This is a genomic window from Pseudomonas sp. GD03862 (assembly GCF_029840855.1).
GTDB lineage: Bacteria > Pseudomonadota > Gammaproteobacteria > Pseudomonadales > Pseudomonadaceae > Aquipseudomonas > Aquipseudomonas alloputida.
Genome location: NZ_JAOCDI010000027.1, coordinates 70301 through 84751, shown reverse-complemented (window position 1 = coordinate 84751; position 14451 = coordinate 70301). Strand labels below are relative to the sequence as shown.

Sequence of the window (14451 nt, the reverse complement as noted above, 5' to 3'; positions counted from 1 at the left end):
GTGCGCTGCCTGACGCGTTGGCAGCTTTCGGAAATCCCCAACGGCCGCAAGTGCGGGCAGTGGATCATCGGCATCGGTATTGGCCTGCACTTCACCCCCGCGGTGATCGAGCAGGTGGCCAGCCATTTCGCGCTGATTTTCTTCGGTGCGTTGTTCACCACCCTGTCCAGCGTGATCAGCGTATGGCTGCTGCGGCGAACCGGCGAAGACCGCGCCACCGCGTTCTTTGCCAGCATGCCGGGCGGTTCGGGAGAGATGGTCAACCTTGGGGCGCGCAATGGCGCGGTGCTCAGCCAGGTGGCGGCAGCGCAGAGCTTGCGTGTGCTGGCAGTGGTGCTTTGCGTGCCGGCGCTGTTCAAGTTTCTGCTGGGTGACGGGGTGCCACTGAACCACACCGGTAGCGTGAGCTGGGGCTGGCTGGCATTGATTGCGCCCTTGGGTGTTGCCGTTGCCTTGCTCTGGCAGCGCTTGCGCCAGCCCAACCCTTGGCTGTTCGGGCCATTGCTGGTAGCGGCTACGGTCAGCCTGGCCGGCAACCTGCAGATCGCCCTGCCCAACGGCGCCAGCCAGATCGGCCAGTGGCTCATCGGCAGCGGCCTGGCCTGTCACTTCAACCGCGCGTTCTTCCGCCGCGCACCGTCGTTCCTGGGGCGCACCTTGATGGCCACGGCGTTGTGCATGGCGATTGCCGCCAGTGCCGCGTGGCTGCTGAGCATGATGACTGCACTGGACTTGCGTTCGCTGACACTGGGGATGATGCCTGGCGGGATCGCCGAAATGAGCCTCACGGCCGAAACGCTGCAATTGTCAGTGCCGCTGGTGACGGCGATGCAGGTGATGCGCCTGATCCTGGTGTTGTTTCTTGCAGAACCGCTCTTCCGGTTGTGGGACAACAGGCATTCGAGCTGCAAGTACCCTGAAGATAGATAGTTACCACTTGCCCAATGCCCGGGTGAATAGAGTCGGATTGCTGCCCTGATCGCCAGCAAACCCACACTTCCCGGCATTCAAGAGGTAATGATGAAAGTTCGTCTTTCTTGCAACTATCGCTCGGCTATTGCCTGGGCATGCCTTGCCATAAGCGCAGGCAGCCTTGCCGCAGAGTCACCTGCCCCCGTCCAGATCAACGTCGTGGCTATCAATGATCTTCACGGCTACCTGGAACCCAACCCCCAAGACTACGCTGGCGCGCAAGGCGCTACCCGCCTGACCTACGGCGGCATCGCCACACTCGGCGCCATGCTCGATGAACTGCGAACGCAGGACCCCGATCTGCTGTTCATCGGGGCTGGCGACTTGATAGGGGGCAGCCCCGCCATTTCTGCGCTGTGGGCTGACGAACCTGTGCTTGAGGCCTTGAACGCGATGGGCATGATCGTCAGCGCATCCGGGAACCACGAACTGGATGCAGGCAAGGCCGAGTTTCTTCGTCAGATCCACGGAGGATGCGAGTCAACGCGCCCTGAAAAGGCTTGCAAGTTTCGCGGCAACTACCCAGGAAGTGGCTTCCCTTACATAGCGTCCAACCTGATCGATACCACTACGGGCAAGCGCTTGCTACCGGCTTATCACATTGAGCAGGTAAAAGGGGTGAAGATAGCGTTCGTCGGTGCAGTGCCGCGCAACATGGAAAAAGTGGTCTCGGCCAGCGCATTCGCAGGGCTCAAAGCCACGGATGAAGCGCAAGCCATCAATGACGTGATTCCGGAGCTCAAGGCCAAGGGTGTGAATGCAATCATTGCGGTCATGCACCAGGGAGGGGATACCGCCGAGCCGTTCGACACGCAGGATTGCAGCCAGCTAAGTGGCACGATCGTCGACGTGGCGAAGCGGCTGGATCCTGCGGTAGATGCCGTCATCAGCGGCCACTCGCATGCCAGCTATCAATGCAAGGTGGGTGACTTGAGCATCACTCAGGCTGGCAAGTACGGCCACTTCCTGACTCAGTTGGAGTTGCAGGTAACGCCAGGCACCCATCACGTCACGAACATCACCGCCCGCAATATTCCTGCTGCCCCACAGAACTACCTGCCGAATGCCCAGTTGGCCAGTTTGCTGGAGGAAGTGCGTCAGCGGTCCGGGGAAAAATTGCTCGAACCCATAGGACGCATCTCGACGGCAGAACTTGACCGTAAAGAAAATGCGGCCGGTGAAACAACCTTGGGGAACCTGGTCACGGATGCCCAATTGGCCATGACCCAGGCGTTCAATACCCAGGTTGCCTTTCTCAACCTGGGTGGGCTGCGCAGTGATCTTATCCAGCCTGCCGATAGCGACCTGACCTACGAACAATTATTCGCCGTACAACCGTTCAATAACCCACTGGTGGTTCAGGAACTGACAGGCAAGCAGATTACCGAACTGCTCAACCTTCAATGGAACAGGGGCAGTTTCAATCCGCTGCAAGTATCGAAGGGTTTTCATTATGAGTGGGATGGTTCACGGCCTGTCGGCAGCCGTGTCGTCGAGGGGAGTGTGCGTCTTCACGGCAAACCCGTTGAGCCGTTGACCCATTATCGCGTCGTCAGCAACCTCTTCCTGGCCGATGGTGGCGGTGGCTTGGCCACTTTCAAAGAAGGAAGGCGACGCCAGGACACCGGCATCACCGACCTTGAAGCCTTGGTGGAGTACGTGCGCCAGAACCATGAGCGGGGGATTGCCATTGGCCAGCGCAGCGAGCCGCGCATCAGCATGACGCCCTGAGCGATTGCGTACCCCACCGCGGTTTCTCACAGCGGGGGCAGTGCCCAGTCGATGGGCCCGAGCCCCCGCTGCTCGAGGAAGCTGTTGGCACGGCTGAAATGCCCGCAACCGATGAACCCGCGATACGCCGACAGCGGCGAAGGATGGACCGACTTCAAAACCAGATGCTTGGTACCGTCGATCAGCTTCTGCTTGCTCTGTGCATGCGCCCCCCATAGCAGGAAGACCACATTCGGGCATTGCTCACTGACCACCTGGATAATCCGGTCGGTAAACAATTCCCAGCCTTTCTTGGCATGCGACGCGGCATTGGCGCGCTCGACGGTCATGGTCGTGTTGAGCAACAGAACGCCTTGTTCCGCCCAGCTCTGGAGGTAGCCGTGGCTGGGGATCGGGATGTTCAGGTCGCGCTGCAGCTCCTTGTAGATATTGACCAACGACGGTGGCGTGGCCACGCCCGGTTGCACCGAGAAGCACAAGCCATGTGCCTGGCCCGGCCCGTGGTACGGGTCCTGACCGAGGATGACCACCTTCACCTGGTCCAGCGGTGTCGAATTGAGCGCATTGAAGATCAGCGGCCCTGGCGGGTAGATCTCCTTGCCGGCAGCGTACTCGCCACGCAGGAACTCGCGCAGCTGGTGCATGTAAGGCTGGTCGAATTCACCGCGCAATGCGGCCTTCCAGCTGGGTTCGAGTTTGATGCGATCGTCGTCAGTCATGGGGCCTTCCATAAACAATGGCGCGACACTAGGTAAGCCCTTCGCGCTTGTCAAACGATCCGACCGACGACCGGCATGATCGGCCAGGCAAGCCATACTTGAGCGATGACTTGCGAGAGGTAGTCCATGACCATTCACTGCGAGGTACTCACCGGCGTCGATGGCGCCCGCATCGGCATCGCCACCCTGGATGCGCCCAAGGCGCTCAATGCCCTGAACCTGCCGATGATCGAGGTGCTGGGCGAACAACTGCATGCCTGGGCCCGCGACCCGGGTATCGTCTGTGTGCTGCTGCGCGGCAACGGGGCAAAAGCCTTTTGCGCAGGCGGCGATGTCCGTGCGCTGGCGCAAGCCTGCCGGGACCACCCCGGCAGTGTCCCACCGCTGGCGGCCTCCTTCTTCGCCGCCGAATACCGCCTGGACTTTGCCCTGCACACCTACCCCAAACCGTTGCTGTGCTGGGGCCATGGGCATGTGCTGGGTGGTGGCATGGGGCTGCTGCAAGGCGCCAATGTACGTATCGTCACACCCAGCAGCCGGCTGGCCATGCCGGAAATCAGCATCGGCCTGTACCCTGACGTAGGCGCCAGTTGGTTCCTGGCCCGACTGCCGGGCAAGCTGGGTTTGTTCTTCGGCCTGACAGGTGCGCCGATCAACGCCCGCGATGCCCTTGACCTGGGCCTGGCTGACCGTTTTCTGGGCGAGCACCAGCAAGAGGCCTTGATCGAGGAGTTGGTGCAACTCAACTGGCAGGAGCAGACCGCCATACAACTGAACAGCCTGCTCAAGGCCGAGCAGCATCGTGCCTGCGCCGAGCTGCCTGATGCCCAGTGGCTGCCACGACGGCATGAGATCGATCAGTTACTCGACGTGGCGGATGCGGCTTCAGCCTGGCGCGCGCTGGAAAGGCTCAAGCAGCATGACGACCCATTGCTGGCAGATGCCGGCCACCGTCTGCATGAGGGTTGCCCGCTGACGGCGCATCTGGTCTGGGAGCAAATCCGCCGGGCGCGGTACCTGTCGTTGGCGCAGGTGTTCCAGATGGAATACAGCATGAGCCTGAACTGTTGCCGCCACCCTGAATTCAGTGAAGGCGTGCGCGCTCGCCTGCTGGACAAAGACAACCAGCCGCGCTGGCACTGGCCTGATGTGGCGCAAGTGCCGGCGGCGGTAGTCGAGGCGCATTTTGCCAAGGCGTGGGAAGGACGGCACCCATTGGCGGATGTGGGTTAGCCTGCTGATGCGGGGGCTGCTTTTCAGCCCCCGCCTCCGCTCAGCTAGCGCTGCCAGTTCCCTCCTCGCTCCTGCCCGCGCCGCCCGTCCCAACGCCCGCGGTCGTCAACCTGCCGATTGGAGTGCCGGTCGCCCTGCCGGTAACGCTGGCTGTCATTGCGATAGTCATGGCGATCCCGGTCCTGCCGGTAGTCTTGCCGCTGGCGATTGCCGTAGTCATGGCGCGGGTTGCCATGCCACTGGTTCATCCTCGGCTGCGGATAGGGCCGGTAATGGGGCACAGGGGCCGACCGATTGTAGTAACGGGGAGCAGGCTGATAGTAGTAGCGCGGCGCAGGCGCCACATAGTAACGGTCATAGCGGTAATACCCCGGCGCCACATAGCGGTCGGTGGAGTAATAGTCCGAACGGTAATAGCCCCCGCGCTCATGGTACGGGGCGCAGGCCGAAGTCATCAGCCCCAGCAGGGCGATCAACAGGATTCGATAGGACATGGCGGCCTCCTGGACCGCTGGAGTGCCCGAACAGCGGCGCTGGCGAGCGTCGATACAAGATGTGTAAATCGACACTGAGTAAGACAGTGGCGGGCAGGTGCAGTGCCGTTTCTGCAATAACTTGATACAGCTGCAATAACCCTGAAAAACTTGCAGTCATTTGCCGGCCATCTCACTAGAATAAGCGGCTCGGCACACATCACGGGAAGATCATGCCCTTACGTTCCGCTCTGTTCTCGCAACGCTCGCTGATCGTTACCCTGCTCGTGTTACTGGCCTGTGGCTTCCTGGCCACCTCGCTGCTCAGCTACTTCTCCTCGCGCAGCGCCATCCGCGACGGCATCATCAATACCGAATTGCCGCTGACCTCCGACACTGTCTACTCGGAAATCCAGAAAGACCTGATCCGCCCGGTGCTGATCGCCTCGATGATGGCCCAGGACACCTTCCTGCGCGACTGGGTACTGTCCGGCGAGCAGGATACCCAACGCATGACCCGCTACCTGAGCGAGGTCCTGGGCAAGCAGGACATCTTCACGTCCTTTTTCGTGTCCGATCGCACGCTGACCTACTACCAGGCCAAAGGCGTGCTCAAGCACGTCCAACCGGGCACCTGGCGTGATGCCTGGTATTTCCGTCTGCGTGAACTCAAGGCCCCTTATGAGATCAACGTCGACCTGGACATGGCCAACCAGGACAGCCTGACCGTGTTCATCAACTACCAGGTGCACGACTACCAGCAGCGCTTCATCGGCGCGGCAGGCGTAGGGCTGAGCGTATCGTCGGTGGTCAAGCTGATCGATCAGTACCAACGCCGCTACCAGCGCGCGGTGCTCTTCACGGATGCCAAGGGCAAGGTGCTGATGACCGGCTCCGAGGGTGGCCCGCATGGCTTGCAAGTCGGCCAGTCACTTAAGGACAACCCTGAGCTGAAGGCCATGCTGGCCGAGCAGTTGGTGCCGGGCGAAGGCAGCCACGAGTACCATGACAGCGAAAACCACAGCCACTTTCTCAACATTCGCCACCTGCCCGAACTGGACTGGTACCTGTTGGTGGACAAACGCGAAACCGGCGTCCTCGACCGCATTCGCCACGCGCTGTACCTGAACCTGGCGATCTGTACGATGATCACCCTGGTGGTGCTGGCACTGGTGCATGCCATGGTCCGCCGCCACCAGGCCAGCACCGAAGCCTTGGCCACGCTCGACAGCCTCACCGGCTTGTACAACCGGCGCAGCTTCGACCTCCTCGCCGCCCAGGCGCTGCGAGAAGCCAGGCGCGACAGTAGCCCACTGGTGGCCTTGCTGATCGATCTGGACCACTTCAAGGCGCTGAACGACAACCACGGCCACCTGGCAGGTGACGAAGTGCTACGCCAATTCGCCAATGTGCTGCAAGGAAGCCTGCGTCAGTCAGATATACTGTGCCGTTGGGGCGGTGAGGAATTCATCGTGCTGCTGCGCGAAGCTGAAGGCCGCCAGGCCATCGAGGTGGCGGAAAAGATCCGCCGACGCACCGAGCAGCTGACCTTCAGTTACGACAACCAGCCGCTGCGGCTGACCACCAGCATCGGCCTGAGCAGCCTGCAACCGGGGGATACCCTGCACGCCCTGCTGACCCGCGCCGACCGCGCGCTTTATCGTGCCAAGCAGGCTGGCCGCAACCGTGTCTGCAGTGAAACCCGCCATGAATGACAAGCAACACTGCCCCGCTTGCGGTGCCCTCAACCAGTGCAGCCTGGCCGACCCACGCCGTGCCACCCAAGCGTGTTGGTGCTATAGCGTGACCATCGACCCGGCCGTGCTCCAGGCCTTGCCCGACGAGCTGCGCAACAAGGCCTGTCTGTGCCCGCGCTGCGCCGCCGTTGAAGAACAGCTCCGTCCATCCGCTGCCCACTGATCGTTGCCATGCGCCTTGACCGTTTCCTCGCCAACCTGCCCAGCTACAACCGCCAACACGTTCGCCTGATGCTGGCGCAACGCCGCGTGCGAGTGGATGGCCAGGTAGTCAGCGACCCGCTGACCGACGTGCGTGAATTCAGCCGCGTAGAGCTGGACGAACAACTGCTGCAGGCCGGCCGCCCGGCCCGCTACCTGATGCTGTACAAGCCCACCGGCTGCGTAAGCGCCACTCACGACCCGCAACACCGTACCGTTCTCGACCTGCTGCCAGCGGCGTTGCGAGATGACCTGCACATAGCCGGGCGCCTGGATTTCAACACGACCGGCCTGATGATCCTGACCAACGATGGCCAGTGGTCACGGCGCCTGACCCAGCCTGCCACCAAGCTGCCCAAGCATTATCTGGTGGACACCGAGGACGAGATTGGCGAGCACTATGTGGCCAAGTTTCGCGAGGGTTTCTATTTTGCCTTCGAAGACCTCACCACCCAACCTGCCCAGCTGGACATCCTCGGCCCCCACCGAGCCCGGCTGGCGATCGTCGAGGGGCGATACCACCAGGTCAAGCGCATGTTCGGGCATTTCAACAACAAGGTGGTGGGGCTGCATCGGGAGAGCATGGGGGCGATCCGGCTGGATCCGGGGTTGGCGCCGGGGGAGTATCGTGAACTGACGGCCAATGAGATAGCCACTGTCTAGGCCGTGACAGACAGCCCGTGTCGTCATACGACCGCTCAGCGACAAAAGTCACATTACTTACCGAACGGCACTTGCGCGATCCCCAACCCACTGCTTGAATCCAAATCGTCAGTCTGCATGTGACTACCAAGTCACACCTGCAGCCGATGACACTTTTTGCCGGCCACCCAAAGCCTAGATGCCTTGGGGCACGGCAAATTGCCCGCCAAAAACAATACCGTCGACGCAAGTGCCAAGGATCGACACAGGGCCCCCGGATTATCTTCAGGCAAATGCCTACCTGTCATAAAGAACGTGCACCCTAGGTGACGCGAATACCCTTTTTGCGCCAGGAGTCGATGACATGAGGCCAGAAATCGCTGTACTTGATATCCAAGGTCAGTATCGGGTTTACACGGAGTTCTATCGCGCGGATGCGGCCGAAAACACGATCATCCTGATCAACGGCTCGCTGGCCACCACGGCCTCGTTCGCCCAGACGGTACGTAACCTGCACCCACAGTTCAACGTGGTTCTGTTCGACCAGCCGTATTCAGGCAAGTCCAAGCCGCACAACCGCCAGGAACGGCTGATCAGCAAGGAGACCGAGGCGCATATCCTCCTTGAGCTGATTGAGCACTTCCAGGCAGACCACGTGATGTCTTTTTCGTGGGGTGGCGCAAGCACGCTGCTGGCGCTGGCGCACCAGCCGCGGTACGTGAAGAAGGCAGTGGTGAGTTCGTTCTCGCCAGTGATCAACGAGCCGATGCGCGACTATCTGGACCGTGGCTGCCAGTACCTGGCCGCCTGCGACCGTTATCAGGTCGGCAACCTGGTCAATGACACCATCGGCAAACACTTGCCGTCGCTGTTCAAACGCTTCAACTACCGCCATGTGAGCAGCCTGGACAGCCACGAGTACGCACAGATGCACTTCCACATCAACCAGGTGCTGGAGCACGACCTGGAACGTGCGCTGCAAGGCGCGCGCAATATCAACATCCCGGTGCTGTTCATCAACGGCGAGCGCGACGAGTACACCACAGTCGAGGATGCGCGGCAGTTCAGCAAGCATGTGGGCAGAAGCCAGTTCAGCGTCATCCGCGATGCGGGCCACTTCCTGGACATGGAGAACAAGACCGCCTGCGAGAACACCCGCAATGTCATGCTGGGCTTCCTCAAGCCAACCGTGCGTGAACCCCGCCAACGTTACCAACCCGTGCAGCAGGGGCAGCATGCATTTGCCATCTGAGCGGCTCGGCGCCCTGTAGCCAACACCCGCAGGCCACGGGGCGCCGACAAGCTTTTTTATAACTTGGGCTTCTAATTCGCTGAAGGTTCTGGTAAAAAGTCGAGCTCAGATGCGGGTATAGTTTAGTGGCAAAACGAAAGCTTCCCAAGCTTTAGTTGAGGGTTCGATTCCCTCTACCCGCTCCACATCGCAGTCCCGCATGGCGTTCCAGCAACGTCATCGCAGTCAAAAGGAGCCTTGGCTCCTTTTTTCGTTTTTCATCCTGCCTTGACCTGGCCCATGGCCATTTACCCACCGATCCGCTTCAATGCGCATCGGGCCTTTGCGTGCGCAAGCGAAACGGCTTGTGGCGGATATGCTCACTGGATTCGTGAAACCATTCGAAAGGACAACGCATGTTTCTCTCCCGCTGGCTACCGGGCCTTGCCAACCTGCTGCACTACCGCCGTGAATGGTTCCACGCCGATCTGCAAGCGGGCCTGTCGGTAGCCGCGATCCAGATTCCCATTGCCATTGCCTATGCGCAGATCGTCGGGCTGCCGCCGCAATATGGCCTGTACGCCTGTGTGCTACCGATGATGGTCTACGCGCTGATCGGTAGCTCGCGCCAGCTGATGGTCGGCCCCGACGCCGCCACCTGCGCGATGATCGCCGGTGCCGTGGCACCGCTGGCCATGGGCGACCCGCAACGCATCGTCGAACTGTCGGTGATCGTCACCGTGCTGGTCGGCGTGATGCTGATTGCCGCGGGCCTGGCGCGGGCCGGATTCATCGCCAGCTTCTTCTCGCGGCCGATCCTGATCGGCTACCTCAACGGTATCGGCCTGAGCCTGATCGCCGGGCAGCTGTCCAAGGTGGTGGGCTTCAAGATCGAGGGCGACGGTTTCATCCTCAGCCTGATCAACTTCTTCCAGCGTCTGGGGGAAATTCACTGGGTCACATTGATCATCGGCCTGGCCGCCCTGGGCCTGCTCATCTGGCTGCCACGGCGCTACCCGCGCCTGCCCGCAGCCCTCACGGTAGTGGCGTTGTTCATGCTGCTGGTTGGTCTGTTCGGCCTTGACCGCTTCGGCGTCGCCGTCCTTGGGCCGGTACCTGCAGGCATCCCGCAACTGGCCTGGCCACACAGCAACCTGGCGGAAATGAAGAGCCTGCTGCGCGACGCCCTGGGTATCGCCACCGTCAGCTTCTGTAGCGCCATGCTTACCGCACGCAGCTTTGCCGCCCGGCATGGCTATGCGATCAACGCCAACCACGAATTCGTCGCCCTGGGCGTGAGCAACCTGGCGGCCGGGGTTTCCCAGGGCTTTGCCATCAGCGGTGCCGACTCGCGCACTGCAGTCAACGACATGGTCGGTGGCAAAAGCCAGCTGGTGGGCATCATCGCGGCACTGGTGATCGCCCTGATCCTGCTGTTCTTCACCGCGCCCATGGCCTGGATCCCCCAGGCTGCGCTGGGCGCCGTGCTGCTGATGGCAGGCTGGGGGTTGATCGACATCAAGTCGCTGGGGCATATCCGGCGTCTAAGCCGCTTCGAGTTCTGGCTGTGCCTGGTGACCACGGCGGGCGTACTGAGCTTGGGCGTGCTGCCCGGTATCGTGTTTGCCGTGACCCTGGCGATCCTGCGCCTGCTTTACAGCATCTACCAGCCCACCGATGCCGTACTGGGCTGGCTGCCGGGCACCGAAGGCCAGGTGGACATCCGCAAATTCAAGGACGCCCGCACCGTGCCTGGCCTGGTGGTGTACCGCTTCGACGACGCCATCCTGTTCTTCAATGCCGACTACTTCAAGATGCGCCTGCTTGAAGCCGTGCAAAGCCAGGACCAGCCTAAAGCCGTGCTGTTCGATGCCGAAGCGGTAACCAGCATCGATGTCAGCGGCATCGCCGCCCTGCGCGAAGTGCGCGACACCCTGGCGGCCCAAGGCATCTTCTTCGCCATCGCCCGCGCCCGTGGCACTTTCCTGCGCATGTTGGTGCGCTCGGGGATGGCGCGGGACATGGAAGAAAAACTGCTATTCGGCTCGGTACGCGCAGGGATTCGTGCGTACCGCGTGTGGCGCAACCGAAACCACAGTGTGCAAGTGACCGAACAGGGTTGAGCGGCTTTCATCCTGTTCAACCTGCTGCGCCTGTGCTGGCCCTTTCGCGGGTAAACCCGCTCCTACATGGACTTGTAGGGGCGGGTTTACCCGCGAAAGGGCCAGCACAGACAACACAAAACCATCGCCCTGACACCAACCCTCGCACACCTCGCATGACATGCTAAAGTCGCCCCGTTCCCCGCACCACCCAACGGACCCAGCATGCCCGCTCTCGATGCCACCCTCACCCCCTGGCCAGAACTCGCCGCCCGCCACCCCTGCGACGCCCTGCTGCTGGGCAACGGCGCCAGCCGCGCAGTATGGAAGCCGTTCGGCTACTTCTCGTTGTTCGAGCAAGCGCAACGCGCAGGCCGCAAGAAAGGCCTGGCGGTCAGCGACCAGGCACTGTTCAAGTCCTTGGCCACGGAACTGTTCGAGCCGGTGCTCAGCGCCCTCAACACCACCGTGCGGACCAATGCCGCCCTGGCCATCAACTCCACCGCACCGCTGAACCGCTACTACTCGATCAAGGAAGCGTTGATTCACGCCGTGCGCACGGTGCATCTGCCCTGGCCGCTGATGCCGCCGGCCACACTGGCAACCCTCAATCAGGCCCTGCGTGGCTATCGAAGCGTCTACACCAGCAACTACGACCTGCTACTGCCATGGGCCGTACAGCACGCCCCGAATGGCTTCGCCGAACTGTTCGACGAACAAGGCTATTTCGACGTGCGACGCACCGGCAGCGAAGGCACTCGGGTGCTGCACCTGCATGGCGGCCTGCACCTGCTCAAGCTGCCCGACGGCACCACCCGCCAGCGCAGCGCTGAAAGTGCCGAACTGCTCGATGGGTTTGCCGTGAACATCCCGGGTGAAGTACCGCTTTTCGTCAACGAAGACCGCAGCGACGAAAAACTGCGCGCTATCCGCAACTCGGACTACCTGAACTGGTGCCTGGGGCAGCTGGCGCAGGAAAACCACGGGATATGCCTGTTCGGACAGCATCTGGACAGCAGTGACCGGCACCTGCTCGACGCTGTGCGCCAAGCCCGTCCGCAACAGCTATCCATTGCCATTCGGCCGCTGGGCGAGGCTTCGGTGATCAATCAGAAGCAGCATTTTGCAGATCGTTTCGGGGATTTGCCGGGGACGGCGGTGCATTTCTTCGATGCCAGCACCCACCCGTTGGGGCAGGCAGCATTGGCTATCGAAGTGCCCTCTGCTCGGCGCTGACAGCGTCCCCGGAGGCGTGCCGGTGGGTGGCGTCAGAGCAACCCATCCGCGCGCAACAACGATTCCAGGCAATGCTCCTGCACCCCATAGAACGCCTTGAGCTGGGCAATCTTCTCCAGCAACGCCCCGTTATCTCCCGCCTGCCGCCGCTTCACCGCAAGAATCATCTTGTTCTTGTTGGTGTGCTCCAGCGAGATGAACTCGAACACCTTGGTTTCATAGCCACAGGCTTCCAGGTACAGCGCACGCAGGCTGTCGGTCAGCATTTCGGCCTGCTGGCCCAGGTGCAGGCCGTACTGCAGCATGGGTTGCAGCAACCCCGGGCTGTGCAATTGCGGGCGGATCTGCTTGTGGCAGCACGGCGAGCACATGATGATCGCGGCGTTGCAGCGGATGCCGGTGTGGATGGCGTAGTCGGTAGCGATGTCACAGGCATGCAAGGCGATCATCACCTCGATGGCCTCAGGCACCACGCTGCGCACATCACCACACTGGAACTCCAGGCCTGGGTGGTCGAGGCGTGCGGCCGCGGCGTTGCACAGGTCGACCATGTCCTGGCGCAGCTCCACGCCGGTGACCTGTGCGTCGCGGCCCAAACTGTTGCGCAGGTAGTCATGCATGGCAAAAGTCAGGTAGCCCTTGCCCGAACCGAAGTCGGCCACCCGCAGCGCCTGTTCCGTCGACACCGGTGCATTGGCCAGGGCGTGATCGAAAACCTCGATGAACTTGTTGATCTGCTTCCACTTGCGCGACATGGACGGGATCAGTGCGCCTTGTGCGTCGGTCACACCGAGGTCGCGCAGAAACGGCCGCGACAGCTCCAGATAACGCTTCTTCTCGCGGTCATGCCCGCTGCCCGCATCGGCCACGCGCGGTGCCTGGGCACCGTGGCGCTGGAGCATCGGTTTGCCCTTCTTGCTGAAGGTCAGCTGCACTTCGCCGTCAGCATCGAACAGATGGGCATTGCGGAAGCTGTCCGGCAGCAGTTCGGCAACCAGTACCTGGGCCTGATCCAGCGGCAGGTTGCGGGTGATGTCGCGGGTCTGATGGCGGTAGACCAGCGACAGGCACGGCTGGCCCTTGACCTGCAGCGGCTTGGCAATGATCCGTTGCAAGGTCTGGTCGGCACCGACATGGCGCGCCAGCACCAGCTTGACCAGGGTTTCGCCGTGCAGGGCGGCGTTCAGCAGGTCGAGAAACTGAGCGCGCGCATCCGGCGCGCAAGAGGCAGAAGTACTGGCGGACATGAAAAAAAGGGGCCTTGGGAAGCGGAACACCTATTCTAACGTGCCCCAAGCACCCTGTGGGAGCGGGCTTGCCCGCGAACACCGGCAAAGCCGGTGCCAGACACCCTGTCGCCTGTTTCCAAGGCAAGCCTGTGCCCACAGATAATCCAGCAAGGCTGGGCGCGCCTTCAGTCGAGAATCACCAAGCGGTTGGGCAATTCGTTGCGTGCATGGGTTGGCGGCACGTGCTGGCTAAGCAGCTCGCCACACGCTTCGATGCACTCGACAAAGCCCTGCAAGGTACGGCCCTGGCGCACCTGCTCGGCCAAGCGGGCACCGATGGCCGCGCGGGCTTCGGCATCCAGGCAGTGTTCGATACCCCGATCGACCAGGATCTCCACATGCCGCTCCGCCTCGCTGACGAAAATCAGCACGCCCGTGGCGCCTGCTGTGCGCTGCAGGTTCTGCTCGCGAAACTGCTGCTGGGCCAGGCGCGAGGCTCGCCAGCGGCGCCAGGCACGGGGGATCAGCCAGTCGGCCAGGCGTGGGTTGCGCAGCAGCAGGCACAAAACGACGAACAGCAGCACGTTGCCCATCAGCACGCCACGCACGCTGGGCCAAGCCGCCAGCCAGTGCAACAGACCGGGCACGGTCAGTGCCAGCACGGCGGCCCACAACAACGGCCAATACGCATAATCGTCGGCACGACGGGCAAGCACCGTCACCAGTTCGGCATCGGTACGCCGTTCGGCACGGGCAATGGCTTCGGCAATCTGCCGCTGATGGTATTCGTCGAAGGGGGTCATGCCGTCGGTCTCTTGAGCGTTCTTATAGTTGTTATCCCGGCATTCGGGGCTTCATCCGCAGGCGACATATTCAGGCATAATCCGCCGCTGGAAGAATTGCCTGCAAATCGTACAACAATAGC

The 14451-nt window shown here is 61.8% G+C and carries 13 protein-coding genes and 1 tRNA gene; 10 read left to right on the top strand and 4 right to left on the bottom strand.

The window, feature by feature from the left end; translation table 11 throughout:
- Together N5D53_RS17940 and N5D53_RS17935 are read left to right on the top strand one after the other, a co-directional pair.
- Positions 1-930, top strand: a 930-nt coding sequence (locus N5D53_RS17940) for an AbrB family transcriptional regulator (RefSeq protein WP_279840570.1), incomplete at its 5' end; no start/stop codon positions are given.
- A 90-nt stretch (positions 931-1020) separates the two neighbouring features.
- Positions 1021-2703: a bifunctional metallophosphatase/5'-nucleotidase gene (locus N5D53_RS17935; RefSeq protein WP_279840569.1), complete on the top strand. Its 1683-nt coding sequence runs from the start codon at positions 1021-1023 to the stop codon at positions 2701-2703.
- Between the two features lie 26 nt (positions 2704-2729).
- On the opposite strand, the gene ung is transcribed toward N5D53_RS17935, so the two are convergent.
- A complete protein-coding gene (ung, locus tag N5D53_RS17930) occupies positions 2730-3422 on the bottom strand; it encodes a uracil-DNA glycosylase (protein ID WP_010952520.1) in 693 nt (230 codons plus the stop codon).
- Positions 3423-3548: 126 nt separating this feature from the next.
- Here ung and N5D53_RS17925 point away from each other — a divergent pair, with 126 nt between their 5' ends.
- Positions 3549-4655 (top strand): enoyl-CoA hydratase/isomerase family protein, encoded by a 1107-nt coding sequence (locus N5D53_RS17925; protein WP_014592228.1) that lies wholly within the window; start codon positions 3549-3551, stop codon positions 4653-4655.
- A gap of 44 nt (positions 4656-4699) precedes the next feature.
- On the opposite strand, the gene N5D53_RS17920 is transcribed toward N5D53_RS17925, so the two are convergent.
- Positions 4700-5149: a hypothetical protein gene (locus N5D53_RS17920; RefSeq protein ID WP_190870020.1), complete on the bottom strand. Its 450-nt coding sequence runs from the start codon at positions 5147-5149 to the stop codon at positions 4700-4702.
- A 212-nt stretch (positions 5150-5361) separates the two neighbouring features.
- On the opposite strand from N5D53_RS17920, the gene N5D53_RS17915 reads away from it, so the two are divergent.
- The 7 genes from N5D53_RS17915 to N5D53_RS17885 all read left to right on the top strand — a co-directional run bounded on the left by N5D53_RS17915 (position 5362) and on the right by N5D53_RS17885 (position 12297).
- Positions 5362-6843, top strand: coding sequence for a diguanylate cyclase (locus N5D53_RS17915; RefSeq protein ID WP_190870019.1), 1482 nt, complete (start codon positions 5362-5364; stop codon positions 6841-6843).
- Positions 6836-7048, top strand: a complete 213-nt coding sequence (locus N5D53_RS17910) for a cysteine-rich CWC family protein (RefSeq protein WP_003252007.1) — start codon at positions 6836-6838, stop codon at positions 7046-7048. Before N5D53_RS17915 ends, N5D53_RS17910 begins: the two co-directional genes overlap by 8 nt.
- Before the next feature lie 8 nt (positions 7049-7056).
- Complete coding sequence (locus N5D53_RS17905; protein WP_104887104.1) at positions 7057-7749, top strand: 16S rRNA pseudouridine(516) synthase; 693 nt, start codon at positions 7057-7059, stop codon at positions 7747-7749.
- Between the two features lie 343 nt (positions 7750-8092).
- Complete coding sequence (gene phaG / locus N5D53_RS17900) at positions 8093-8980, top strand: (R)-3-hydroxydecanoyl-ACP:CoA transacylase (RefSeq protein WP_010952516.1); 888 nt, start codon at positions 8093-8095, stop codon at positions 8978-8980.
- A 111-nt stretch (positions 8981-9091) separates the two neighbouring features.
- A tRNA-Gly gene (locus N5D53_RS17895) sits at positions 9092-9165 on the top strand.
- Between the two features lie 210 nt (positions 9166-9375).
- Positions 9376-11082 carry a SulP family inorganic anion transporter gene (locus tag N5D53_RS17890; RefSeq protein ID WP_104962483.1) on the top strand — a complete coding sequence of 569 codons (1707 nt, stop codon included), beginning with the start codon at positions 9376-9378 and terminating at the stop codon, positions 11080-11082.
- Between the two features lie 204 nt (positions 11083-11286).
- The gene (locus N5D53_RS17885) at positions 11287-12297 is read left to right on the top strand and encodes a DUF4917 family protein (protein ID WP_190870018.1); all 1011 of its coding nucleotides are present in this window, start codon (positions 11287-11289) and stop codon (positions 12295-12297) included.
- 32 nt (positions 12298-12329) lie between these two features.
- On the opposite strand, the gene N5D53_RS17880 is transcribed toward N5D53_RS17885, so the two are convergent.
- Entirely contained in the window at positions 12330-13544 is a 1215-nt protein-coding gene (locus tag N5D53_RS17880; protein WP_190870017.1) for an SAM-dependent methyltransferase, read from the bottom strand.
- 167 nt (positions 13545-13711) lie between these two features.
- Positions 13712-14329: a TPM domain-containing protein gene (locus tag N5D53_RS17875; RefSeq protein WP_190870016.1), complete on the bottom strand. Its 618-nt coding sequence runs from the start codon at positions 14327-14329 to the stop codon at positions 13712-13714.
- Positions 14330-14451 lie beyond the last annotated feature (122 nt).